Source organism: Streptomyces spiramyceticus, assembly GCF_028807635.1.
GTDB lineage: Bacteria > Actinomycetota > Actinomycetes > Streptomycetales > Streptomycetaceae > Streptomyces > Streptomyces spiramyceticus.
This window is the reverse complement of the sequence record NZ_JARBAX010000001.1, coordinates 279815-303911: the sequence shown is the minus strand read 5'-3', so window position 1 is coordinate 303911 and position 24097 is coordinate 279815. Positions and strand designations below refer to the sequence as shown.

Sequence of the window (24097 nt, the reverse complement as noted above, 5' to 3'; positions counted from 1 at the left end):
CCGGCGCTAGCGTGACTGGGTGCCGGTAACCGGGCTCCGGAGCGGGCTCGGCCCGTTGCCGTGCTGATTCTGAGGGCGCTGGAAGGGAAACATGCAGGTCGGAGTCGTCTCTTGAGAATTCTGCACACCTCCGACTGGCACCTCGGGCGGTCGTTCCACCGGGTGAACCTTCTCGACGCCCAGGCCGCGTTCCTCGACCACCTGGTGGCGACCGTGCGCGAGCGCGACGTGGACGCCGTGCTGGTGGCAGGTGACGTGTACGACCGGGCGGTGCCGCCGCTCGCCGCCGTCGAGCTCTTCGACCAGGCCCTGCACCGCCTCGCGGCCGAGGGCGTACCGACCGTCATGATCTCCGGGAATCACGACTCGGCCCGCAGGCTCGGCGTCGGCGCCGGACTCATCGACCGGGCCGGAATCCACCTCCGTACCGACCCGGCAGCCTGCGCCACTCCCGTCGTGCTCTCCGACGCACACGGCGAAGTCGCCTTCTACGGACTGCCGTATCTCGAACCGGCCCTGGTCCGCGAGGAGTTCAAGGCCGCGAAGGCAGGACACGAGGCCGTCATCGGGGCGGCCATGCAGCGCGTACGTGCCGACCTCGCCGCACGTCCCGAAGGCACCCGGTCCGTCGTCCTCGCACACGCCTTCGTCGCGGGCGGCGAACCGAGCGACAGCGAGCGCGACATCACGATCGGCGGCGTGGCCGCCGTCCCCGCCGGCGTATTCGACGGCGTCGACTATGTGGCCCTCGGACACCTCCACGGCTCCCAGGCCATCACCGAGCGCGTGCGCTACTCGGGCTCCCCGCTCGCGTACTCCTTCTCGGAGGCCGATCACCGCAAGACCATGTGGCTGGTCGACCTCGGGCCCGGCGGGGAGATCGCGGCCGAGCGCATCGACTGCCCGGTGCCCAGGACGGTCGCCCGGATCCGGGGCCGCCTGGAGGAACTCCTCGCCGACCCGGCCCTGGAACGCCACGAGGACGCGTGGACCGAGGCGACGCTCACCGATCCAGTCCGCCCCGCCGAACCCATGGCACGCCTCTGCGCACGCTTCCCGCACACCATCAGCCTCGTCTTCGACCCCGAGCGCGCCGCCGAGGACCCCCTCGCCTCGTACGCGCAGCGGCTCAGGGGCCGCGACGACCAGCAGATCGCGGAGGACTTCGTGGCGCATGTGCGGGGCGGCAGCGGTCCCGACGACCTCGAACGCACCGTGCTCTCAGGGGCGTTCGACGACGTACGCGTGGACGACGTCGTGCGCGAGGTCGCCCGATGAGACTGCACGCCCTGCAGATCACGGCCTTCGGGCCCTTCGGCGCCACCCAGGAAGTCGACTTCGACGCGCTCAGCGCCGCCGGGCTCTTCCTGCTGCACGGACCGACCGGCGCCGGGAAGACCTCCGTACTCGACGCCGTCTGTTACGCCCTGTACGGCGCGGTGCCGGGCGCGCGCCAGAGCCCCGGCGCCTCGCTCCGCAGCGACCACGCTCCGCAGGACCTGCCGACCGAGGTCCGCCTCGAACTGACCGTCGGCGGGCGGCGGCTGGAGATCACCCGGCGGCCCGCACAGCCGCGCCCGAAGAAGAAGGGCACAGGCTTCACCACGGAGAAGGCACAGAGCTGGCTCCGCGAGTACGTCCCCGAAGCGGGCTGGAAGGCGCTGAGCCGCTCCCACCAGGAGATCGGCGAGGAGATCACCCAGCTCGTCGGCATGAGCCGGGAGCAGTTCTGCCAGGTGGTGCTCCTGCCCCAGGGAGACTTCGCCCGCTTCCTGCGCGCCGACGCCGAAGCACGCGGCAAGCTCCTCGGCCGCCTCTTCGACACCCGCCGCTTCGCCGCCGTCGAGGACCGTCTCGCCGAACTGCGCCGCTCCGCCGAGCAGCAGGTGCGCAGCGGCGACGAGCGCCTCCTGGCCGTCGCGCAGCGGATGGCGCAAGCGGCGGGCGACAACGCCGATGCCCGCGACTGGCCGCTGCCCGGCGCGCAGCCGGGCGAGCCGGGACTCGCCGAGGCCGTACGGGAGTGGGCCGCGGTCGCGCGCAGCGGTGCGCGCGAGCGCCTCGACATCGCGGAACTGGCCGTGACCGCCGCCGGGAGCAGGCAGGCGGCCGCCCGCCGCACGCTGGAGGCCGAGCGTGAACTGGCCGCCCTCCAGCACCGCTACGCCGACGCGCGCCGACGCGCCGACGTCCTCGAAGCCCGGCGCCCCGAGTACGAGCGGCTGCGCGAGCGGCAGGACCGCGCCCGCCGCGCCGACCGTGTCGCCCCCGCACTGTCGCTGCGCGACGACGCCGAGCGCGAGCACCGGGCGGCGAGCACGGCGCGGGAGCGCTCGCGTGCCGTACTGTCGCCGGATCTCGCCGACGCCGGGGCCGAGCAGCTCGCCGCGCTGGAGCGCAAGATCCGCCAGGACCTCGGCGGGCTCGAAGCCGCCCGCAGGGCCGAGCAGCGGAGCGAGGAGATCGGCCGGGAGCGCACCGTGCTGGAGCGGCAGGCCCGCGCCGACGACGAACTGCTGAGGGACGCGGCCGACTGGCTCACCGGGTGGGACACGACCCGCCGCCGCTGCCAGGAGCGCATCGAGGCCGCCCAGGAGGCGGTGACGCGCACGGAGCACTTGGCGGGCCGGCTCGAACCGGCCCGCCGCAGACTGGACGCAGCCCGCCGCCGCGACGCACTCGCCGAGCAGGTCACCGCCGCCGACGACCGGCTGCGCACGTCCCGCGAGCGGGCCGCCGACGCACACGAGAGGTGGCTCGACCTCAAGGAGCGCAGGCTGCGGGGCATCGCGGCCGAGCTGGCGGCCGGACTGCGCGACGGGAAGCCGTGCGCAGTATGCGGCTCCGCCGAACACCCGGAGCCGGCACGCCCCGCGGACGACCAGGTGGACCGCGCGGCGGAAGAAGCGGCGTACGAAGCGCACACGACCGCGGAGAGGGCGCGCGGCGAAGCAGAGCGCGCACTGGCGACGGTACGAGAGGCCCACGCGTCGGCACGAGCCGAGGTGGGCGGGGGCGTCGGCGGTACGACGGCACCTTGGGAAGCAGCGGACGGGACCGCTGAGCCGGGCGGCATCGGCGGGGCGGGCAGCGCGAGCTCTGGGCCGGCGCCGGGGGGCACCGGCGTCTTGGCCGGGGATGCGGTTGGCGCCGCCGGGGTCGACGGCCATGGCAAGGGTGACGCGAGCTCTGGGCCGGAGCGGGCGGGCGTCCGTGGTGTGACCTGGGGTGCTGGTGGCGCTGCCGAGGCGGACGGCGGTTCCGGCGCCTTGGCCGGGAGCGTCTCGGCCGACCGGTCTTGCGACGTCGACGTCAGTGAACTGGCCTCCCTCGTCGACGACTTGCGGCGCGAGCACGCCGAGGCGCATGCCGTGGCCGGGGGCATGCACGACGCCCGCGAGGCGCTGGACCGTGCCGAGCGTGAGCACGCCGGGCGCGTCGACGCTCAGCAGCAGGCGGAGCGGCGCGTCGCCGCCCGGACCTCGCAGCGCGAAGCCCTCGACCGGGAACAGGCGTCGCTGGAGGCGGAGTTGGTCCGGGCTCGCGGTGATGCCGGGAGCGTCGCCGAGCATGCCGCGCTGCTGGAGCGCAGGGTGCGGTTCCTCGGCGAGGCCGCCGAAGCCGTACGGGCGCTCGAAACCACCGCCCGGCGCCTCAAGGAGGCCGACGACCGGCTTGCCGACGCCGCGTTCAAGGCCGGGTTCGACACGCCGCGCGCCGCAGCAGAGGCATTGCTCGGCGACGCGGAGCAGCGCGACCTCCAGCACGAACTCGACGCCTGGCAGCGCGAACAGGCCGCCGTCGCCGACCGGTTGGCCGAGCCGGACACCGCCGCCGCTGCCGAACGGCCCGACGCCGCGCCGCAGCAGGCCCAGGCCGCCTTCGACGCCGCGGAGCGCGGACTGCTCGATGCCGCTTCCGCACTCGACGCCGCCCGCGAGCGCTGCGCCGCGCTCGACGGGCTGTCGCAGCAGGCCGCCGAGGAGATGCGCCGCCTCGGTCCGTTGCGCGAGCAGTACGAGCGGGTTGCCCGCCTCGCATCGCTCACGGCAGGCACCTCCGCCGACAACGAACGCAAAATGCGCCTGGAGTCGTACGTCCTGGCGGCCCGCCTCGAACAAGTCGCGGCCGCGGCCACCGCACGCCTCCAGCGCATGTCGTCGGGCCGCTACACCCTCGTCCACTCCGACGCCAGGTCCGGCGGCCGCGGCCGCTCAGGGCTCGGTCTGCACGTCGTGGACGCCTGGACGGGCAGCGAGCGCGACACGGCGACGCTCTCGGGCGGCGAGACGTTCTTCGCCTCCCTGGCGCTCGCGCTGGGCCTTGCCGACGTCGTCACCGACGAGGCCGGCGGCGTACAGCTCGACACGCTCTTCATCGACGAGGGCTTCGGCAGCCTCGACGACCAGACCCTGGACGAGGTCCTCGACGTACTGGACTCGCTGCGCGAGCGGGACCGCAGCGTGGGCATCGTGAGCCATGTCGCCGACCTGCGCCGCCGTGTCACCACACAACTGGAGGTGGTGAAGGACCGGCACGGCTCCGCGGTGCGGCACCACATGACGGGGATCAGCGGCTGAGCGCCCTGCGCGGCAGCGGGGAGGAGTAGACGACGCTCGTGGTGACCGAGCCCAGCGAGCCGATCCGGCCCGACACCTCTTCGAGGTGCTTCATCGAGCGGGCCGCGACCTTCAGCACGAAGCAGTCGTCACCGGTGACGTGATGCGCCTCCAGAACTTCGGGCGTCACGTCCAGCAGGTCGTGGAAGGGCTTGTAGTTGCCGTGCGGATAGCGCAGCCGTACGAACGCCAGGATGGGCATTCCGAGCCGGTCCTGCTCGACGACAGCCATGTAGCCCGAGATCACACCGGCCTCTTCGAGCCGCCGTACCCGCTCCGTCACGGCGCTCGCGGACATGGAGACGGTGCGTGCCAGCTCGGTGAAACTGGCCCGGCCTTCGCTTTGCAGGGCTTCCAGGATGCGCCAGTCGGTGGCGTCCGGTGAATATCCGGTCATGCGGAGAGACAACAGGGAAACCAGCGGCAGATCAAGAGAAGAGCCGGGGAATCTCACTTCAGGAAGTTGATCAACGCTCGTAGATTTTCAGCCATGACAACGACACCGCTCAGCACTCCCCAGGCCCCCACGTCCGCCACCGTCACTGCCGCCACGAACGCCGTTCTTCGCGTCCCGCCGGCTTCTCCCGCAGCCGCAGCCGCCTATTTCGGCGCCGGCCTCGCCTTCCACGCCGACGTGTCCGACGTCGCCTCCGTCCTCACCTCCGGCGACGACCCCGGCTTCGTAGTGATCGACTCCCGCTCGACCGAGTCGTGGGACCAGGGGCACATCCCCGGCGCCCTGCACCTGCCGACGGCGCTGATCCCCGCGCAGGCGGAGCGGCTTCTGGACAAGTCCGTCCCGGTCGTCACGTACTGCTGGGGCCCCGGCTGCAACGGCGGCACCCGCGCGGCCCTCGCCCTGGCCGAACTCGGCTACCAGGTCAAGGAGATGCTCGGCGGCATCGAGTACTGGATCCGCGAGGGTTTCGAGGTCGAGACGTGGGAGGGGCGGCAGCAGCGCGACGCCGACCCGCTGACGGCGCCCGTCGGGTCAGACAACTGCGGCTGCTGACCGCCGAGCGGTGGCGCAGGTTCCGTGCGACGGCGGCCGGGCTCATGGAGTTGAGCTCAGTTGAGCTCATCTGAACCCCGGCCGCCGATACCGCACCCGTACAAACAGCGGTCAGAGCTTCGACAGCTCTTCCACCAGGTCGTCGAGGCCCAGCGACCCCTGCGAAAGCGCCGCCATGTGCCACGCCTTGGCATCGAAGGCGTCGCCGTGCGCCTTGCGCGCGTTCTCGCGGCCCAGCAGCCAGGCCCGCTCGCCCAGCTTGTAGCCGATCGCCTGTCCCGGCATCGACAGATAGCGGGTCAGTTCGCTCTCCACGAAGTCCGCGGGCCGCCCGCTGTGCATGCCGAAGAACTCGTGCGCCAGCTCCGGCGTCCAGCGCTCGCCGGGGTGGAACGGCGAGTCCGCCGGGATCTCCAGCTCCAGGTGCATGCCGATGTCGACAATCACCCGCGTCGACCGCATCATCTGCGCGTCCAGGTAGCCGAGCCTGCGCTCCGGGTCGCCGAGGAAGCCCAGCTCGTCCATCAGCCGCTCCGCGTACAGCGCCCAGCCCTCGGCGTTGGCGCTGACCATGCCGACGGTCGCCTGGTAACGGGACAGCTGGTCCGCGACATGAACCCACTGCGCGAGCTGGAGGTGGTGGCCCGGGACGCCCTCGTGGTACCAGGTCGACGTCAGGTCGTACACCGGGAAGCGCGTCTCGCCCATCGTCGGCAGCCAGGTGATGCCCGGGCGCGAGAAGTCCTCGGAGGGTGTGGTGTAGTACGGGGCCGCCGCGCTGCCGGGGGGCGCGATGCGGGATTCCACCTTCCGTACGCGGTCGGCGAGTTCGAAGTGGGTACCGTCCAGTGCCTCGATGGCCTCGTCCATCAGGCCCTGCAGCCAGGCCCTGGTCTCCTCGACGCCCTCGATGTGCGTGCCGTGCTCGTCGAGCCAGGCCAGCGCCTCCCACGGGGTGGCCGCGCCCGGCAGGATCTTCTCGGCCTCGGCCTTCATCTCGCCGAGCAGCCGGTGGTATTCGGACCAGCCGTACGCGTACGCCTCGTCGAGGTCGAGGTCGGTGCCGTTGAAGTAGCGCGACCAGCGGGCGTACCGCTCACGGCCCACCGTGTCGGGCGCCCCCTTGACCGCCGGGGCGTACACATCACGCATCCAGTCGCGCAGCGCGACGACCGCGTGGGTGGCGCCGCGCGCCGCCGCGTCCAGTTCGGCGCGCAGCGCGTCGGGGCCGGCCGCCGCGAAGTCCTCGAACCAGCCGCGCTCGGTGCCCGCCCACTCGGTCAGCTGGCCGGTGAACGTCTCCGTGGCGCGCGGCCCGCCGAGCAGCCCGCGTTCCATGCCGAGCGCGAGCGACGCCCGGTAGCCCTCAAGCGCCTCCGGCACCGCGCGCAGCCGCTCGGCCACCGCGACCCAGTCCTCCTCGGTCTCGGTCGGCGTCACCGTGAAGACGCCGCGGATGCTGTGCGCGGGGGAGTGGAGGTTGCTGACGGTGCACAGACTCTCGCCGGCTTCGTGGACTGCGAGTTCGGCGGTCAGCCGCTCGCGCAGCAGCCGCCCGCAGCGGCGCTCGGCGTCACTGTCCGCGCCGGTCGGCCGCTCCGCCTCGTCGAGCCCGGCGAGCGTGGTGCGGGCCAGCTCGGCGATTGCCTCCTGCCCTGCGGGGGAGAAGTCCGGCAGCCTGCTGGAACTCTCCTTGACTCCCAGGTACGTGCCGAGGATCGGGTCGAGGGCGATGAGTGCGTCGACGTACGCGTCGGCGACCTGGCGCGGGAGCGCGCTGCTCGAAGTATCAGACATGCGGACATCCTCGTACGAGGATGAGCCCCGCGTCACTACCGTCCGGGGTGAGCGGCCTGATGCCGATGGTCTTGGGATGCGCCCTGGACCGGCGGCAGCAGAGGTTAGAGCGCGCGCGACTCGGGCAGCGCCGTGATCCGTTCGACGAACGGGCCGATCAGCTCGCGGCGGTGCGGCCGCACCTGGACCGAAAGCAGCGCTTCAAGGCCACGGCCGAGTTTGGCCGGATCCAGACGCAGCTGATGCCCGAGAATCACGCCGCATCGGCGCAGCGACGAAGTACCTGGGTGGGCACGGCGACGTCATGGGCGGGGTAGTGGCCTGCGACGAGGAGTTCGCACGGCTGTTGCGGCAGGTGCGGTTCGCGACCGGTGGCGTACTGCATCCGCTGGCCGGATATCTGCTGCTGCGCGGGCTTTCCACCCTGCCGGTACGGGTGCGGGCGGCATCGGCGACCGCGGCAGAGCCGGCCCGGCGGCTGGCCGCCGATCCGCGCGTGGCGCAGGTCCACTACCCGAAGGTGGGCGGCGCGATGGTGGCCTTCGAGGTGTGCGGCGACCCGCACGCGGTGATCGCGGGCGTACGGCTGATCACACCGGCCGTCAGCCTCTGCAGCGTCGACTCGGTCGTCCAGCACCCGGCCTCCATCAGCCACCGCATTGTGGCCGAGGGAGACCGGCGGACCGCGGGCGTCAACGACCGGCTGTTGCGGATGTCGGTCGGGCTGGAGGACACCGAGGACCCGTGGCGGGACCTGTGCGGGGCACTCAGCGCCGCTGGGCCTGCTGAGGTTGCTGGGTCTGGTGATGTTGCTGGGTCAGCTCGGACTCTTGGGTCTGCTCGTACGGAAGGCGGGATCGTACGGTCGCTGCACTCAGCCGGGCTGTGACCACCAGCGTCCCCTCCTCGATCTGGTAGTCGAGCGGCAGGCCGAGGCCGCGCATGGCCGCGACCATGCCGGTGTTGGAAGACTGGGTGACGGCGTAGACGCTCTCGCACCGTGCGTCCAGGGCCATGACCACCAGACGGCCGAGGAGCTCGGAGCCGATGCCGCGGCGCTGCCACGCATCCTCGACGAGCAGCGCGACCTCGGTCTCGTCGCCGTCCCAGAGCAGATGTCCGAGAGCGACGAGGCGGCCGGACGCGGTCTGGACGGCGAGGGTGCGGCCGTAGCGCGGGCTGAGCAGGTGGCTCAGGTAGCGGTCGGCGTCGCCGACCGGGCCGTGATACCGCAGGTTCAGGGTGCGGTCGCTGCAGCGGTCGTGCATCGCGCGGGCGGCTTCGAGGTCGTCGGGGCCTGCCCTGCGCACGGTGATCTCGTTGCCCTCCGGGAGAGTCAGGATGTCCTCGCTGCGCGGCATACGGGGGCCGAGCCGGGCATCGAGCTCCACGAGGGCGCGGGCCCGGGCGAACTCGGTGGGAGTGAACGGGAGATAGGGGCGCTCGATCGTGATGGCGCCGCCCGACGGGTCGCGCAGCTTCATCACCGTGCTGTCGAGCACCCCTTCGACGGGTGCGGTCTCGCCGGTGGGGCGGCCGGTGAGGGTGGTGGCGGGCAGCGAGTGGATGGTGCAACGGCCGAGCAACTGGCGCAGGGCCAGCGGCAGTTCCGCAGCATCAAGAGCTGTACGGGTGGCGAGACCGAGCACCCGGGTGGGCGCGTCCACCAGGTCGTGGGCGTCGGCGCGCTCCAGCCAGGTGTCGCTGCCGCCGGCGGCAGCGATCTCCCCGCTGAGCTGCGCGGCCTGGAGCGTGGCGGGGGCGCGCAGCAGGAGCTCGTCGACGGTGCCCTCGGCGAGCGGATGCGTCTGGAGGGTGAGGATGTCCACCCGGTGCCTGGCCAGGGCAGTGCACAGCAGCGCCAGGCTGCCGGGCTCGTCCTTGACGGTGGTGCGCATTCGCCACAGCGCTGTGTCCGGGCCGGGCTCCGGGGCACCGGACTCGCTCTTGTCCGACTTCCCGTTGCCCGGTGCGGCGGTCGGCGGGGAATGGCTGTGCCGTCGTGCCCACCACGTGTGGAATCCGGCCGTGGCCGTGAGGACCACGGCCGATGCGATGAGCAGGAACGGCCCGTCCGGCCCGTGCGCGACCATGTTCGCGATAGCGTCGGCGACGGCCACCGCGGTGAACAGGGCGGCGAGTTCGACGAGGTCCCGCCGCCAGTGGTGTGTACGGCGGGTCCTCTTCGCGGACGTTACGTCAGTTGCGGGAGCTGGGTCAGTCAGTTTCCTCATGGCACCACTGTGGCCGACCGGTGTTGCGTGATCACGAACGCTTTGTGACTGATGGGTTAAGTGTGCTTCTGGGAGTTTAGTGACCGTTTTCAACCATCTCTACGAATCCATCTCTACGGTCCATCTCTACGGTCCGTCTCTACTGGCCGACGAGGCCCGGCTGCAGCGTCTTGCTGAACAGCACCGCGCCGCCCTCGGCCCGCAACCGCACCGTCAGCTCACCCCTCCCGCCGTCGATCTCGACCTCGCCGAAATGCTGCGGGGCCTCCATCGGCGACACGTTCGCCCGCGTCGGTGCCTTGAGGAAGACCTGGTCGGGACCGAAGGTGGCGTCGAGTCCGGTCGCCGGGAAGCCGCCCGCGGCCAGTGGGCCGGACACGAACTCCCAGAAGGGTGCGAAGTCCTTGAAGGCCGCGCGGGACGGGTCGTAGTGTTGGGCCGAGGTGTAGTGCACGTCGGCCGTGAGCCACAGGGTGCCGGTGATGCGGGCGTGCTTGATGTGCCGCAGCAGCTCCGCGATCTGGAGCTCCCGCCCCAGCGGCGCCCCGGGATCGCCCTGTGCGACCGCCTCGAAGTTGGCCGCCCCGTCCGGGACGACGATGCCCAGCGGCATGTCCGCCGCGATGACCTTCCACACCGCGCGCGAGCGCGACAGCTCCCGCTTCAGCCACGCCAGTTGTGCGGCGCCGAGGATGCCGGTCGTGTCGTCCGGCTGGCGGCCGGGGGAGTTGGCATTGCGGTACGTCCGCATGTCCAGCACGAAGACGTCGAGGAGCGGGCCCTGCCTGACGACCCGGTACATGCGGCCGTCGCGGTCCTTGCCGCGGGCGGGCAGCGTGGAGACCGGGAAGTACTCGCCGAATGCGCGCATGGACCGCGCAGCCAGTACGTCCACGTTCTTCTCGGTGTAGCGGACGTCGTCGAGGATCTGGCCCGGGTACCAGTTGTTGCGTACCTCATGGTCGTCCCACTGCACGATCGACGGCACCTGTGCGTTGAATCGCCGCAGGTTCTCGTCCAGCAGGTTGTACCTGAAGTTCCCCCGGAACTCGGCCAGCGTCTCGGCGACCTTCGCCTTCTCCTCCGTGGTGATGTTCCGCCAGACCCGTCCGTCCGGCAGTGTCACGGTCGGCCTGATCACCCCGTCCGCGTATACGGTGTCGCCGCTGCACAGGAAGAAGTCCGGGTCGAGGCGGCGCATCTCGTCGTACACCCGATAGCCCCCGATGTCCGGATTGATCCCCCAGCCCTGCCCGGCTATGTCGCCGGACCACAGGAAACGGACGCCGTCGCTGCGCTTCGCCGAGGCCGTACGGAACGTCCCGTGGACCGGCTCTCCGGTGCGACGCGGATCGTCGGGATCGGCCAGGACCACGCGGTAGTGCACCTGTTCGCCCGCGGGGAGCCCGCGCAGCGGTGTCGTACCGGTGAAGTCGGTACCCGCCCCGAGCAGGGGCCCGTGCCATCTGCGGGAGTGGCGGAACGATTCGGTTGCCGACGTCTCCACGATCATCCGGGCCGGGCGGTCGGACCGTACCCACACCAGCCCGGAAGAGGCGGTGACATCGCCGGCCTGTACGCCCCATCCGGCGCGCGGCCGCCCGGAGAGTGCCAGGGCGGGGGCCGCCGCCGCGCCGACAGCGGGCAACGCCAGCGCGGCCGATGCGGCGAGCGAGCCGCGCAGGAGGGCGCGTCGGTCGGGGGACAGGCTCTGCGGTCGGTACGGCATCGAGGCGCCTCCAGGGGCGATTCGGTCGGGTCCGGTGTGCGACGCCATGCCTAGTGCCCGGCCACGGCGACCACGCGAACCCCAAGTGAACAACCGCCCCGGGCAAGGGGGAACCGGTTCGACGAACCACTGATGTCGCGCAGGCGAGCGGCGGCCCAATCGGAGGCGTACGCCGCCGAATTGGTCTCCGACAGCGCCATGGAAGTGGACCTTAAAGGAGGCCGGTTCACTGCCTAGCGTGGGCTCCATGAACGCCACATCCGTAAGAGGGTCGCTGTTCGCCGCCTTCGCCTGTGTCCTGGTCGGCGGTTCCTTCACCGCCAATAGTGTCCTCGGCGACTATCCGTACGCGGGGGGCCAGGCAATCCGCTACGGCCTTGCCTGCCTGCTCCTCCTGCCCCTCCTCGGCCGCGGCGGCACCGCACCGCTGCGGAAACTGACTCGCCGCCAGTGGGGCAGGATCGCCCTGCTCTCCGCCGTAGGAATGGTCGGCTTCAACCTGGCCGTCCTTGCTGCGGAACGCACCGCAGAGCCGGCCGTACCCGGCGTCTTCGTCGGCTGCGCCCCGGTGGTCGTCGCCGTGCTCGTCCCCCTCCTGGACGGCCGACGCCCCACCCGGCTCGTCGTATACGGCGCCCTGCTGGTCGCCGCCGGTGCCTTCACGGTGCAGGGGTGGGGGCGTACCGACGCGGCCGGGATCGGCTGGTCCGTCGCGGCACTTGCAGGGGAGGTCGGGTTCGCCGTCATCGCCGTGCCCGTGCTGCGACCGCTCGGCCCCAAGCTGCTGTCCGCCGCGGGCTGCGGTGTCGCCGCCGTCGAATCCACCCTGATCGGCGTGCTGCACGACGGCGCCGACTGGCTGCGGCTGCCCAGTCCCGGTGAGGGCGTTGCGCTGGTGTGGCAGGCCGTGGTCGTCACCGTCGTCGGCTTCGTGTGCTGGTACATGGGCGTGCAGCGGATCGGCGCCGAGCGGGCCACGCTCTTCTCCGGGCTCATCCCCGTCGCGGCCGCGATGACCGCACCGCTGGTCGGGACCGGGGCGTACGGTGCGGCACAGATCGCGGGCAGCGCGCTGGTGTGCGCCGGTGTGGGGCTCGGATCGGGCGCGTTCGGCGGGCGCCCCGGGCCCGTTGCAGCGGCTGCCGTACCCGTCGCACCCGTCGTACCCGTCGTCTCAGCGGCTGGTGTCGAGGATGACACGGGCCACCAGCGCGGGGTCGTCGTTCATCGGGACGTGGCCGCAGCCGGGCAGCCTGACCAGCCGGGCCCCGGGTATGGCGCGCTTGGCCCGGATGCCCTGCCGGCGAAGCAGCAGCCGGTCCTTGCTGCCCCACGCGACAGTGACGGGTATGCCGGGCACGTCGTCGGTGAACAGGACTGAACCCCCGGTCGCGAGCGTCTCGCTGAACCCGGTCGCGTCGCGCAGCGCCAGGGTCTCCGCGACGACGGCCTTCGGTGAACGCCGCCCGGGCCGCGCGTAGATGGTGCTGGTGAGCGCCGCCCGCCCGGCGGCCGTGCCCGCCAGGCGCTCGATGAGCGGCAGCGGCAGGGCCTGCGCCCCGAAGCGCATTCCGCGCAGAGCCCCGAACGCGTACCGGCGTTCGCTCTGCGACCAGAAACCTGCGGGGGAGAGGGCCGTCACCGACCGTACGAGCTTGTGGCGGCCCAACTCCAGGGCGAGCAGGCCGCCGAGAGAGTTTCCCGCGACGTGCGGACGCTCGATGCCGAGGGCCTCGCACAGCGCGCCGAGTGTGGGGACCACCGTCGACAGGTCGTAGGACAGGCCGTCGGGAAGCGCGGGCGACTCGCCGAAACCGGGCAGGTCGACGGCGATCACATCCCGCTCGGCGGCCAGTGCGGAGAACACCGGCTCCCAGGCCTGCCAGTGATGGCCGATGCCGTGCAGCAGAAGGAGCGGCTCGCCGGCGCCCGCCCGTTCGTATGCCACGGAGAGCGTGTGACTGCCCGTGGCGGACTCGGTCGTGAAGGAGACCTTTGCGGCCATGCTGCTGCTCCCTGGGGTCGGGGGTCGGCGTTTAGACACCGCGTCAACAACAATTACCGCTCAGTAGCTTGGAGTTCAAGGGGCCAACCCGTACCGGCCAATGTGCTCTGTCCCGCACCGATGCCGCCTGGACAGCGTGGAAGTGGTCGGCTGGGATGGGGAACGTGACTGCCGACACCGTGACCGACGTCTTCGAAGAGCACCGGCCCGTCCTGACGGGAGTGGCCTACAGGATGCTCGGCCGGGTGGCCGACGCCGAGGACGTCGTACAGGAGGCGTGGCTGCGCTGGTCGGCCGAGACGCGCGACGACGTGCGAGAACCACGGGCCTACCTGTGCCGCATCACCACCAGGCTCGCGATCGACCGGCTGCGGCACGTACAGGCACGGCGCGAGGCGTACGTCGGGCCGTGGCTGCCCGAGCCGGTCGTGACCGACTTCGGGGCCGCCGTCCCGGACACCGCCGAGCGCGCGATGCTCGCCGACTCCGTTTCGCTCGCGGTCCTCGTCGTCCTCGAATCGCTCTCGCCGCTGGAACGCGCCGTTTTCGTCCTGCGGGAGGCGTTCGGCTTTCCGTACGCAGAGATCGCCGCCACGCTCGACCGCTCGGAATCGGCCGTACGGCAGCTGGCGGGACGTGCGCGCCGGCACGTCGAGGAGGGCAGGCCCAGATTCGACGTCGACCCGGCCGAGCGCCGCGACGTCACCGAGCGCTTCCTCGCCGCCGCGTCGGGAGGGGACCTCGACGCACTGCTCTTGCTGCTTGCTCCGGACGTCCGGCTGGTGGGCGACAGCGGCGGCAAGGCAAAGGCGCCGCTGCGGGTCATGCAGAGCGCAGACAAGGTGGGTCGATTCCTCTTCGCCGTGGCCAAGCAGCCCATCGTGCAGAGCGAGTTCCGGTTCCTGGAGCTCAACGGCGGGCCGGCGCTGCTGATCCTGTCCGGCGGGGTGCCGGACGCCGTCTTCCAGCTGGATGTGGTGGACGGTCTGGTCCAGTGCGTCTATATCGTGCGTAACCCCGACAAAATTGCCGCACTCGCCCCGTAAAGTCCGCGTTTGCCCCCTGGGATTGGTCTTGACCAAGGGGGACCGCAGACTTATGGTCGCAGAGTTAGTGCAGGAACCTTTAATAAACAAGGGCACGGAAAGCCGTCACGGGCACGTCGGGGACATGTCCGTGGACACGTCCGCGGATGCGTTCGCGGACACGGAGATTGCGGAGGATCAGGGTGGGGACCACGCAGCTCGACACTGTGCCGGAGCCGAAGTACTGGCACCTCAAGACCGTCCTCAGCGAGGCACTCGACTCCGATTTCGCGGTCGGAGAGATCCTGCCCAACGAGCGTGAACTCGCCGCGCGCTTCGGCGTCGCCCGCGCCACGCTCCGCCAGGCACTGGAACAGCTGGAGCTGGAAGGCCGCCTGCAACGCCGCCGCGGCGTCGGCACGACAGTCGCCCCGCCACGCATGGGCGTCGACGTCGGAACCTCGCAGCACGGGTGGCCCGGTGCCGCCGGTGACGCCTGGCAGCCCGTCGACTGCACGGATGCCGTGCCCCCGGGAGCGGTGGCGCGGCTGCTCGACGTGGCGGGCGAGGACGAGGTGCACACAGTGCGCCGGATCCGGGTGACCCACGGCCAGCCGGTCGCGGCCGAGCTGCTGTACGTTCCTGTCGCGTCCGTGCCCGAACTGCCCGCCATCGAAGCCCCGTCCGGAGCGGCACGCGCGCGCAGCGTGCTGCGCGGTCTGCAGCGCCTCGGAATGGACGGCCAGGACCGCGCCGTCGAGCTCGGCTCCGCCCGCGCCGACGACGCCAAGGAGCTGGACCGGCTGCCCGGGGCGCCCGTCTTGGTCGTCACCACGCGCTACTTCGCCGAGGGCAGGACCGCCGCGGTCTCGGTGGCCACGTACCGGGCCGACACCTGCCGGCTCACCTTCGGCGACTCGGGCGACCTGGAGATCAGTCACCACACGCAGGAGCGCAAGGCGTCCTGATCGCCCGCCCCGCTGCTGGACTTCGGGCGGCCCGTCGCACTCAGCGGCGGGCCGTTACCGTTCCCTCGACGGCGAAAAGCTGCTCCTCGACGTGGTCGAGGGCGAGGCGCAGCGCGCCCGTCGCCACGGCCGCCTCACCGAGCAGGGACAGGGCCACCCGCGGCGGACGCAGGCAGTAGCGCTCCAACTCGCCCCGCAGCGGCTCCAGTACGCCGTCCAGACCGGCCGCCCACCCGCCGACCACGACCAGCTCGGGGTCGAGCGCGAGGACCAGCGCAGCCACATCGTGCACCAGGCGCTGGATGAACCGCTCGACGGCCTGCTGCGCGCCCGCATCCCCCTGCCTGGCCTGCCGGAACACCGCGGCCACCGCCTGCTCGTCCAGCGGATGCAGCGGCTCGTCCGTCGTCGACAGCAGCCTTTCCGGCGTGACTTCGCGGCCCAGCAGGTGCAGCGCGCCGATCTCGCCGGCGGCGCCGCCGAAGCCGCGGTGCAGCCGCCCGCCGATCAGCGAACCCGCGCCAGGGCTCAGCCCGGCCATGACGAACACGATGTCGTCGGATTCGACGGCGGCGCCCTTCCAGTGCTCGGCGACCGCCGCGGCGTTGGCGTCGTTCTCGACCAGCACGGGGCAGCGGAAGGAGCGGCGGAGCCGTTCGCCGAGCGGCAGCCCGGTCCAGTCCGGCAGGGCGGTACCGAGCCGAACGGTACCGTCCGCCTCCACGATGCCGGGAGTGCCGACGCCGACGGCGCGCAGCGAACCGCGCGCGACGCCGGCGCGGCGCAGCACGTCGGCGACCATGGCGCGTACCCGGTCGAGCCGCTCGTCCGCCGACGCGGTCTCGGACACCTCGCGGGAGCCGGCTCCGATGACGCGGCCGTCGAGGCCGGAGAGCAGGGCGGCGATCCGGTGCGGACCGATCTCGACGCCCATCAGGTGGCCCGCCTCGGCCCGGAACCGGAACCTGCGCGCGGGCCGCCCCTGGCGTCGGGCCTCACCTTCTTCGGGCGGGGCTTCGACGACAAGCCCGGTCACCATCAGCCCTTCGACCACACCCTCGACCGTCGGCCGGGACAGCCCGGTGACGCGGGTCAGGTCGGTGAGGGTGGGGGAGCCGGCGCCCCGCAGGGCGTGCAGGACCACGGCGGAATTGATCCGCCGCAGCAGAGAGGGGTCCCCGCCGGTCAACCGCCCCACGGTGTTTCCTCCCAGCTCGTCGCGTGTTTGCCGGATCGTACTCGCTGGTTCCGGAGCACAGCGAGCCGCGCCCGGGCAGGTCTGCGCACCGGGGCCGGATCAGCTCGGGGAGACGAAGCCGGACTCGTATGCGGCGATCACCGCCTGGGTGCGGTCCCGGGCACCCAACTTGGCCAGCACAGCGCTGACATGGGTCTTCACCGTCTCGCTGCCGACGACGAGCTTCCCGGCGATCTCGGCGTTGGACAGCCCGCGCGCCATGAGCCGGAGCACCGCTTCCTCCCGCTCGGTGAGCGCGGCACGGTCCAGGGCCGCGCGCGCCTTGTTGCTGCCGTACTCGGCGGCGAGGGCGCGGACGGCGGCGGGGAACAGCAGCGACTCGCCCTCGGCAACGAGCCGCACCGCATTCACGATCTCGGTCGGCCGGGCGCGCTTGAGCAGAAAGCCATCGGCCCCGGCCCGCAGTGCCTCGTACACGTACTCGTCGTTCTCGAATGTCGTCACCACCAGGATCTTCGGCGGCGAGTCGATGGTGCGCAGCACCACGCGGGTGGCCTCGATGCCGTCCATCAGAGGCATCCGTACATCCATGGCGACCACATCGGGACGTAGCCGGCGCACCAGCGGCACGACCGCGGCGCCGTCGGCCGCCTCACCCACCACCTCGATATCGGGCTGTGCCTCAAGGACGGCGCGCAGACCCGCGCGCACCAGAGGCTCGTCGTCGACCAGAAGAACGGTAACCGGCATTCGATCAGCGTATTCGGTCCAGCGGCAGGCTCGCGTGCACCATCCATTCCCCGTTGTACGGACCAGTCTTGGCGTTCCCGCCGAGCAGCGCGGCCCGCTCACGGATCCCTCGCAGCCCACTGCCACCGCCGGGGGAACCGGGCGATCCGCTCAGCGGGTTGGACACCTGTAGCTCCAGCCGCCCATCCGCGACAGCCATCCGCACCCGGACCGGGACAGCGCCGGAGTGGCGCAGCACATTGGTGAGCGACTCCTGGAGGATGCGATAACCCTCGCGTGACATCGGGCCCGGCACGCCGGACAGGGGCCCGGCCACCTCGACGTCGAGCTTCACCCCCGACGCGCGGGCGGAATCGAACAGGCGGCTCGCCTCGGCGAGTGTCGGACGCTGGGTGGTCGGCTTCCGCTCCTCCCGCAGCACGCGCAGCACCCGCTCCAAGTCCTCCAGCGCGTCCCGCCCGGTCTCCTCGATCGCGGCCAGCGCCCGGCCGGTGAACTCCGGGTCCTTCGCCGCCCGCGCCGCGCCTGCCTGAACGACGGCCACGGTCAGGGCATGCCCGATCGAGTCGTGCAGTTCGCGCGCGATGCGATTTCGCTCGAGAAGCTGCTCGGTGCGCTCCTCCATGGCCAGCAACCGCTCCTTGGGCGAGGGGCCGAGCAGGCGGCGGGCCATCAACGTGACCAGGTCTCCAAGAGCCGGAATGCTGACGAGCATCACTGCGAGCGGCACCGGCGCGAGCGGCGCGTACCACCAGTGCGGCTCCATGTCCGACATCAGCCAGATATTTCCCGTCGTGGCCGCTCCGGACGAGAACAGGATCATTTCGACGGTGAGGATCGGCAGCCAGAAGGTTACGATCGTCGCGACCACGGAGAGGGCCATCCGCACCTCGATCCAGCACACCGTCTTCCAGCGCTCGGCCCAGGTGACGGACGGTGCGGCGGCGATGGTGGGATCGGCTCGCCCCCGTTCGTCGGGCGTCAGCAACAGCTGGGCCTGCAGCCCCTCTTCCAGCCTCACCGCGCGAATCAGACCCAGCGGAAGCATCAACAGCGCTGGGAAGTACCACGTATCGAGCGAGATATACATCCACACACTGAAGATCGACACCGGGATGCACAGGTGCAGCCATCGTGTGTAGGTGACCCCGTGGGTCAGCCGGCGGAGATATCGGAACATGCGGTCATCCTGCCAGCGGGCCATGGTGCGACGGCTCCCCCGCACGGGGGAGATGATCCCCACGCGTGGGGGAGGCAGCAGGCAGGGCGCCGAAGCCAATCTGGATCCATGAACAGCATCGACGTCCAAGAACTCAGCAAGGAATACGGCACCAAACGCGCCGTGGACCGGCTCACCTTCACGGTGCGGCCGGGCCGCGTCACCGGATTCCTCGGCCCGAACGGCGCCGGCAAGTCCACCACCATGCGCCTCGTCCTCGGCCTGGACCGGCCCACGTCCGGCACAGCCACGATCGGCGGTCAGCGATACGCAGCGATCGACGAGCCGTTGCGGCGGGTCGGCGCGCTGCTCGACGCCCAGTCCGCGCACGGGTCGCGCACCGCCCGGGACCATCTGCGCATCCTCGCCGCCAGCAACCGCATATCCCTGCGCCGCGTCGACGAGGTACTGGAGGAATCCGGCCTCGCGCAGGTCGCCACGCGCCGGATCAAAACGTTCTCGCTGGGCATGCGGCAGCGGCTGGGTGTCGCCGCCGCCCTGCTGGGCGACCCATCGGTGGTGATGCTCGACGAGCCGTCGAACGGTCTCGACCCGGAGGGCATCATCTGGATCCGCGAGCTGATGAAAAGGCTCGCCCGCGAGGGCCGCACGGTCCTCGTCTCAAGCCACCTGATGAATGAGACCTCGTCCTTCGCCGACCACCTCGTCGTCCTCGGTCGCGGCAGGCTGCTGGCCGACACCCCGATGCAGGAGTTCCTCGACGCCCGCAGCCGGCCCCGCGTCAGGCTGCGCACCACCGAGCCGGACCGGCTCCGCACCGCACTGACCCGCGCCGGATTCGCACTGGAGGGAGGCGACGGCGGCGGACTGTGGACCGTCGACGGTGCGAAAGCTGAGGACATCGGGGCGACAGCCGCCCGAGAGGGCATCCCGATCCTCGAACTCTCCGACGAGCAGGCCTCGCTGGAACAGGCCTATCTCGACCTCACGGCCACGGACGCAGAGTTCGCCGCCACGCCCGTCACGACCCCGCAGGAGGCCTGACCATGCCGACCACAGCAGTTCTGCACTCCGAGTGGATCAAGATCAGGTCCATGCGTTCCATTTCCGGATCGCTGATCGCGGTCTTTGCCGTCACGGTCGCCATCACCGTTCTCGTCAGCGCCACCGTGGGCCAGGCGGAAGCCGAAGGCGGCGAATCCGACCCTGTCTTCGGTGCCTTCTACGCCCTGAACTTCGGCCAGATCGCCGCCGTGGCCTTCGGGGTCACGGCAGTGTCCTCCGAATATGTGAACGGCGCTCTGCGGACATCGCTCGCCGCTGTGCCGAGCCGAGGAAGCTTCTACGCCGCGAAGATGGCACTCGTCGGCGGTGCGGTGCTCGCCGTGGGGCTGATCACCGGCTTCGTGACGTTCCTCGGGGGACAGGCCTTCATGGGGAAGTACGCCATCGGACTCGGAGACCCGGGCGCCCTGCGCGCCTGCGTCGGCAGCGGTATCTACCTCGCGCTGATGGCCCTCTTCGCGGCCGGCCTGACCACCCTGCTGCGCAGCGGAGTCGCCGTTCTGAGCCTGCTCATACCCTTCATTCTGATTGTTCCCTTTGTCATCGGAAGTGTGGCCAAGGGTGTTGTGGAGTATCTGCCGGACCGCGCAGGCCAGTTGGTGCTCCAGCAGTATCCGCAAGGCGCTTTGGGCCCGTGGACGGGTCTCGCGGTCACCGCGGCCTGGGCAGCGGCGGCGGTGCTTGCCGGATGGTGGGCCCTCCGGCGCCGCGACGCCTGACCGGAAGGCCAACTGCCGGTAGACCAATTGTCAGTGCGGGACGGTTTACTGACGGCATGAGCACCGCACGGTATCTCGCCACTGTCGATCTGCTGCGCGCCCGCGCTTTCCCCGCGGCGTGCGGCAGAACCGAGCACGGCACCAGCGGGCCGGGATTCCACATCGCCGAGCTGGACACCAGCGAGGACTTCTGGGAGGACGACGGCACGCGACGCGAAGACGTCGCCGCGCAGTTCGAAGCGGAGTGCGAAGCCCTGGCGGTTCTGCTGAGCGGACGCTGGGGACAGCCGCAGCAGTTCAGTCTGTGGAGCCTGTTAGAGCGTGGCTTCAATGGAGAGGACATACCGGACCCATGGAACGAACTGAGCAACTCCGTCCCGTACGTGTACATCTGGCAGGTCGACGGTCACTGGATCGCCCTGGGAGTCTCCCACTGGGACAAGGAGCTCCCGTTCCAGCTGGTGGCCGTAGTCACCGAGACGGACCCGCCCTAAGGCGCTGGTCGGGGACGCCTTCCGCCGCAGCCCGCAGCCTGGCGTACTCCTCGGCCATGGTCTGTGCTGTCCAGTGGGCGTTGAGCCCGCTCGGGTTGGGCAGCGCCCAGACCCGGGTCTCGCCTATCGTCCGCTCCTGCGGCCCGACGACGGCCTTCCGTTCGCCGAAAGCAGTGCGGTACGCGGTGATGCCGACTACCGCGAGCCACTTGGGCCGGAGCAGTTCGACCTTTGCTGTCAGGAGCCGCCCGCCCTCGCGGAACTCCTCGTCGCTGATCTCGTCGGCCCGTGCGCTGGCCCGCGCCACCACATTGGTGATGCCGAGACCGTACGAAAGCAGCTCGTCCTGTTCCGCCGGCTTCAGCTGCCGTGGGGTGAAGCCGGAGAGGTGCAGCACCGGCCAGAAGCGGTTGCCCGGGCGGGCGAAGTGGTGGCCCGTCACGGCCGACATCAGTCCCGGGTTGATGCCGCAGAAGAGGACACGCAGGCCGCCCGCGGCCACATCGGGAACGAGGCGGTCGCGGGCGGCCAGGAGCTCTTCGGGTGTCATGCCGTACGCGTCACAGGATCGACCCGGGGACGTACCCGGCAGCCAAGGGGTGCTGCTTGACGATCTCCTCGATACGCGAGATCACTGCCGCGACCTGCTGGGCGGCGGCCCCGGTGAACGACAGCTTGTCGGCCATAAGCTCGTCCAGCTGCGCCCGGTCCAGCGGGATGCGCTCATCGACCGCGAGCTTGTCCAGCAGCTCGTTGCGCTCGGCGCCCTGCTCACGCATGGCCAGGGCGGAGGCGACCGCGTTCTCCTTGATGGCCTCGTGCGCGACCTCGCGGCCGACCCCGGCGCGTACCGAAGCCATGAGGACCTTGGTCGTGGCCAGGAACGGCAGGTAGCGGTCCAGCTCGCGCGCCACGACCGCCGGGAAGGCGCCGAACTCGTCGAGCACAGTCAGGAAGGTCTCAAGGAGACCGTCGAACGCGAAGAACGCGTCGGGCAGCGCGACCCGGCGCACCACCGAGCAGGACACGTCGCCCTCGTTCCACTGGTCGCCCGCCAGCTCGCCCGTCATCGAGGCGTAGCCGCGCAGGATCACCATGAGGCCGTTGACGCGCTCGCAGGAGCGGGTGTTCATCTTGTGAGGCATTGCGGACGAGCCGACCTGGCCGGGCTTGAACCCTTCCGTCACCAGCTCGTGGCCCGCCATCAGCCGGATCGTCTTGGCCATCGAGGAGGGCGCACCCGCGAGCTGCACCAGCGCAGTCACGACCTCGTAGTCCAGCGACCGGGGGTACACCTGGCCCACCGAGGTGAAGGCCTGCGAGAAGCCGAGGTGAGAGGCGATCCGCTGCTCCAGGTCCGCCAGCTTCGCTGCCCCCTCGGAGCCTCCGCCGAGCAGGTCCAGCATGTCCTGGGCCGTTCCCACCGGGCCCTTGATGCCGCGCAGCGGGTAGCGGCCGAGCAGTTCCTCAAGGCGGCCGTACGCCACCAGCAGCTCGTCCGCCGTCGTGGCGAAGCGCTTGCCGAGGGTCGTCGCCTGGGCCGCGACATTGTGCGAGCGGCCGGCCATGACCAGCTCCGCGTACTCGCCGGACAGCTTGCCCAGCCGCGCCAGCACCGCGACCGTACGGTCGCGCATCAGCTCGAGCGAGAGCCGGATCTGAAGCTGCTCGACGTTCTCCGTGAGGTCGCGGGACGTCATGCCCTTGTGGACCTGCTCATGGCCCGCGAGCGCGTTGAACTCCTCGATGCGCGCCTTCACGTCATGGCGCGTGACCTTCTCGCGCTCGGCGATCGACCCCAGGTCGACCTGGTCGAGTACACGCTCGTAATCGGCGATGGCGGCGTCCGGAACCTCGATCCCGAGGTCCTTCTGAGCACGGAGCACGGCGAGCCAGAGCTGACGCTCCAGCTTCACCTTCTGCTCGGGGGACCACAGGTCGGCGAGCTGTGCGGAGGCGTAGCGGCCGGCGAGGACATTGGGGATGCGGGGCTTGGCAGTCACGTGACCAGATTCTACTGGCGGTTTCTGCAGGCCAGCGCCGCGGCCCTGTTTGTTGCTTGCTACGAGGGACGAGGGGGGAGTGACGCGGGACGAGAGGTGAGATGCGGACCGTTAGGGCAGCGGGGCGTCGTACGGCAGCAGCTCGGGGCGCTTCGCGGGTCGACCGTCTCCCGACGACCGCCCCGTGACGCGACGACCGATCCACGGCACCAGATGCTCGCGCGCGAACCGCAGGTCACTTCCGCGCCGCGCCGCCCAGCCCGGCAGCACACCCGGCGCGAGCGGCGCCCGCCAGTCGTCCTCGGCCGCGAGCCCCAGCGTCTGCCACACCGCCTCGGCGACCCGCCAGTGCCCCTCCGCCGTCAGATGCAGCCGGTCGACGTGCCAGAGCCGCTGATCGGCGAGCACAGGGGCGCCGTACAGGTCGACGACCAGAGCGCCGTGCCGCTCCGCCAGCTCGTCGACGAACTCGAACAGCTCCTCCATGCGCGGGCGAAAGCGCTCCAACACCGGACCGTTGCGGCCGGGACTGCGCATCAGCACCAGCTGCTTGCAGGACGGTGCCAGCTTCTCGACGGCCTCTTCGAGCAGCCCGCGCACCCTGCCCATGTCGACCTTCGGCCGCAGCGTGTCATTGAGCCCGCCCACGAGCGTCACGACGTCCGCACGCATGGCCGCTGCCACGTCGGCCTGCTCGGTGACGATCTGCCCGATCAGCTTTCCGCGTACGGCGAGATTCGCGTACCGGAAGCCGGGCGTGCGCGCCGCGAGCCGCGCGGCGAGCAGATCCGCCCAGCCTCGGTACGAGCCGTCGGGAAGGGCGTCCGACATGCCCTCGGTGAACGAGTCGCCGACCGCGACAAGGCTGGTGTAGGTGGCATTCATCTCCATGGCGGAGTGATCGTATCCCGGTCACCCGAGGCAGCCGTCCAGGCTTTGTCCAAGGTCTGTCCAGAGCCGGTCGGCCGCGGTATCCCGGGAACAGGTCCCCAACAGTCCCCACACCAGTCCCCAACAGGGCGCCGGGTGACGGGAGAAGGAGCGAGCCATGTTCAGTGCCGCATTCTGGAAGGCCACCGCGGAGCGCGCGGTGCGCACCTTCGCGCAGTCACTCGCCGCGGTCCTCACCGCCGGGGCGACGAACCTGATCGACATCGAATGGCCCGCCGCGCTTTCCACGGCGGGCTTCGCGACACTCCTCGCCGTTCTCACCGCCATCGGTGCGTCCGGCTTCGGAGCGCGCGGCCCGGGCCTCACGGAGACCACGGACCGCGCTCCTACTCCCGTCGGCTGAAGCGG

At 71.0% G+C, this 24097-nt stretch carries 20 protein-coding genes and 3 pseudogenes; 11 read left to right on the top strand and 12 right to left on the bottom strand.

The window, feature by feature from the left end:
• Positions 1–111: 111 nt before the first annotated feature.
• Together PXH83_RS01195 and PXH83_RS01190 are read left to right on the top strand one after the other, a co-directional pair.
• Entirely contained in the window at positions 112–1278 is a 1167-nt protein-coding gene (locus PXH83_RS01195; protein WP_274555632.1) for an exonuclease SbcCD subunit D, read from the top strand.
• A complete protein-coding gene (locus PXH83_RS01190) occupies positions 1275–4580 on the top strand; it encodes an AAA family ATPase (protein WP_274555630.1) in 3306 nt (1101 codons plus the stop codon). The genes PXH83_RS01195 and PXH83_RS01190 overlap by 4 nt, the downstream gene beginning before the upstream one ends.
• Here PXH83_RS01190 and PXH83_RS01185 read toward each other — a convergent pair.
• A complete protein-coding gene (locus tag PXH83_RS01185; protein ID WP_274555628.1) occupies positions 4570–5016 on the bottom strand; it encodes an Lrp/AsnC family transcriptional regulator in 447 nt (148 codons plus the stop codon). The two genes, PXH83_RS01190 and PXH83_RS01185, sit on opposite strands and share 11 nt — an antisense overlap.
• Before the next feature lie 93 nt (positions 5017–5109).
• Between PXH83_RS01185 and PXH83_RS01180 the strand changes: the two genes are divergently transcribed.
• Positions 5110–5631, top strand: coding sequence for a rhodanese-like domain-containing protein (locus PXH83_RS01180; protein WP_274555625.1), 522 nt, complete (start codon positions 5110–5112; stop codon positions 5629–5631).
• A gap of 111 nt (positions 5632–5742) precedes the next feature.
• Here the strand turns inward: PXH83_RS01180 and PXH83_RS01175 are convergent, their stop codons facing one another.
• Positions 5743–7428 (bottom strand): DUF885 domain-containing protein, encoded by a 1686-nt coding sequence (locus tag PXH83_RS01175; RefSeq protein ID WP_274555622.1) that lies wholly within the window; start codon positions 7426–7428, stop codon positions 5743–5745.
• Positions 7429–7535: 107 nt separating this feature from the next.
• Positions 7536–7700, bottom strand: a pseudogene (locus PXH83_RS01170) (Lrp/AsnC family transcriptional regulator); the annotation flags it as partial.
• On the opposite strand from PXH83_RS01170, the pseudogene PXH83_RS01165 reads away from it, so the two are divergent.
• Positions 7697–8269: pseudogene (locus PXH83_RS01165) on the top strand (PLP-dependent transferase); the annotation flags it as partial. The pseudogenes PXH83_RS01170 and PXH83_RS01165 overlap by 4 nt on opposite strands.
• On the opposite strand, the gene PXH83_RS01160 reads toward PXH83_RS01165, so the two are convergent.
• Both PXH83_RS01160 and PXH83_RS01155 read right to left on the bottom strand, forming a co-directional pair.
• Complete coding sequence (locus PXH83_RS01160) at positions 8196–9662, bottom strand: GNAT family N-acetyltransferase (RefSeq protein ID WP_274555620.1); 1467 nt, start codon at positions 9660–9662, stop codon at positions 8196–8198. The pseudogene PXH83_RS01165 and the gene PXH83_RS01160 sit on opposite strands and share 74 nt — an antisense overlap.
• Before the next feature lie 139 nt (positions 9663–9801).
• On the bottom strand, positions 9802–11391 hold the full coding sequence (locus PXH83_RS01155) for an alkaline phosphatase D family protein (RefSeq protein ID WP_274555618.1): 1590 nt from the start codon (positions 11389–11391) through the stop codon (positions 9802–9804).
• A 247-nt stretch (positions 11392–11638) separates the two neighbouring features.
• On the opposite strand from PXH83_RS01155, the pseudogene PXH83_RS01150 reads away from it, so the two are divergent.
• Positions 11639–12424, top strand: a pseudogene (locus PXH83_RS01150) (EamA family transporter); the annotation flags it as partial.
• Between the two features lie 141 nt (positions 12425–12565).
• Here the strand turns inward: PXH83_RS01150 and PXH83_RS01145 are convergent.
• Positions 12566–13396, bottom strand: a complete 831-nt coding sequence (locus PXH83_RS01145) for an alpha/beta fold hydrolase (protein WP_274555616.1) — start codon at positions 13394–13396, stop codon at positions 12566–12568.
• Positions 13397–13560: 164 nt separating this feature from the next.
• Here PXH83_RS01145 and PXH83_RS01140 point away from each other — a divergent pair, with 164 nt between their 5' ends.
• Both PXH83_RS01140 and PXH83_RS01135 read left to right on the top strand, forming a co-directional pair.
• Positions 13561–14442 carry an RNA polymerase sigma-70 factor gene (locus tag PXH83_RS01140; RefSeq protein WP_274555614.1) on the top strand — a complete coding sequence of 294 codons (882 nt, stop codon included), beginning with the start codon at positions 13561–13563 and terminating at the stop codon, positions 14440–14442.
• 182 nt (positions 14443–14624) lie between these two features.
• The gene (locus tag PXH83_RS01135; RefSeq protein WP_274555612.1) at positions 14625–15389 is read left to right on the top strand and encodes a GntR family transcriptional regulator; all 765 of its coding nucleotides are present in this window, start codon (positions 14625–14627) and stop codon (positions 15387–15389) included.
• Between the two features lie 40 nt (positions 15390–15429).
• On the opposite strand, the gene PXH83_RS01130 is transcribed toward PXH83_RS01135, so the two are convergent.
• From PXH83_RS01130 to PXH83_RS01120, 3 genes are all read right to left on the bottom strand, one after another.
• Positions 15430–16587: an ROK family protein gene (locus PXH83_RS01130; protein ID WP_274555610.1), complete on the bottom strand. Its 1158-nt coding sequence runs from the start codon at positions 16585–16587 to the stop codon at positions 15430–15432.
• A gap of 99 nt (positions 16588–16686) precedes the next feature.
• Complete coding sequence (locus PXH83_RS01125) at positions 16687–17337, bottom strand: response regulator (protein WP_274555608.1); 651 nt, start codon at positions 17335–17337, stop codon at positions 16687–16689.
• Between the two features lie 4 nt (positions 17338–17341).
• Positions 17342–18517, bottom strand: coding sequence for a sensor histidine kinase (locus PXH83_RS01120; RefSeq protein WP_274555606.1), 1176 nt, complete (start codon positions 18515–18517; stop codon positions 17342–17344).
• A 108-nt stretch (positions 18518–18625) separates the two neighbouring features.
• On the opposite strand from PXH83_RS01120, the gene PXH83_RS01115 reads away from it, so the two are divergent.
• Genes PXH83_RS01115 through PXH83_RS01105 form a run of 3 tightly spaced genes read left to right on the top strand, consistent with a single transcriptional unit; the run spans position 18626 to position 20795 of the window.
• Positions 18626–19561, top strand: a complete 936-nt coding sequence (locus PXH83_RS01115) for an ATP-binding cassette domain-containing protein (protein ID WP_274555604.1) — start codon at positions 18626–18628, stop codon at positions 19559–19561.
• A 2-nt stretch (positions 19562–19563) separates the two neighbouring features.
• Positions 19564–20301: an ABC transporter permease gene (locus tag PXH83_RS01110; protein ID WP_274555603.1), complete on the top strand. Its 738-nt coding sequence runs from the start codon at positions 19564–19566 to the stop codon at positions 20299–20301.
• Between the two features lie 56 nt (positions 20302–20357).
• Complete coding sequence (locus PXH83_RS01105) at positions 20358–20795, top strand: hypothetical protein (RefSeq protein ID WP_274555601.1); 438 nt, start codon at positions 20358–20360, stop codon at positions 20793–20795.
• Here the strand turns inward: PXH83_RS01105 and mug are convergent.
• The 3 genes from mug to PXH83_RS01090 form a co-directional block, all read right to left on the bottom strand.
• Positions 20773–21345, bottom strand: a complete 573-nt coding sequence (gene mug, locus PXH83_RS01100; RefSeq protein ID WP_274555599.1) for a G/U mismatch-specific DNA glycosylase — start codon at positions 21343–21345, stop codon at positions 20773–20775. The genes PXH83_RS01105 and mug overlap by 23 nt on opposite strands.
• A gap of 10 nt (positions 21346–21355) precedes the next feature.
• On the bottom strand, positions 21356–22798 hold the full coding sequence (purB, locus tag PXH83_RS01095) for an adenylosuccinate lyase (protein ID WP_274555598.1): 1443 nt from the start codon (positions 22796–22798) through the stop codon (positions 21356–21358).
• Positions 22799–22909: 111 nt separating this feature from the next.
• Positions 22910–23689 carry an SGNH/GDSL hydrolase family protein gene (locus tag PXH83_RS01090; protein WP_274555597.1) on the bottom strand — a complete coding sequence of 260 codons (780 nt, stop codon included), beginning with the start codon at positions 23687–23689 and terminating at the stop codon, positions 22910–22912.
• 157 nt (positions 23690–23846) lie between these two features.
• On the opposite strand from PXH83_RS01090, the gene PXH83_RS01085 reads away from it, so the two are divergent.
• A complete protein-coding gene (locus PXH83_RS01085; protein WP_274555596.1) occupies positions 23847–24092 on the top strand; it encodes a holin in 246 nt (81 codons plus the stop codon).
• Positions 24093–24097: the final 5 nt, after the last annotated feature.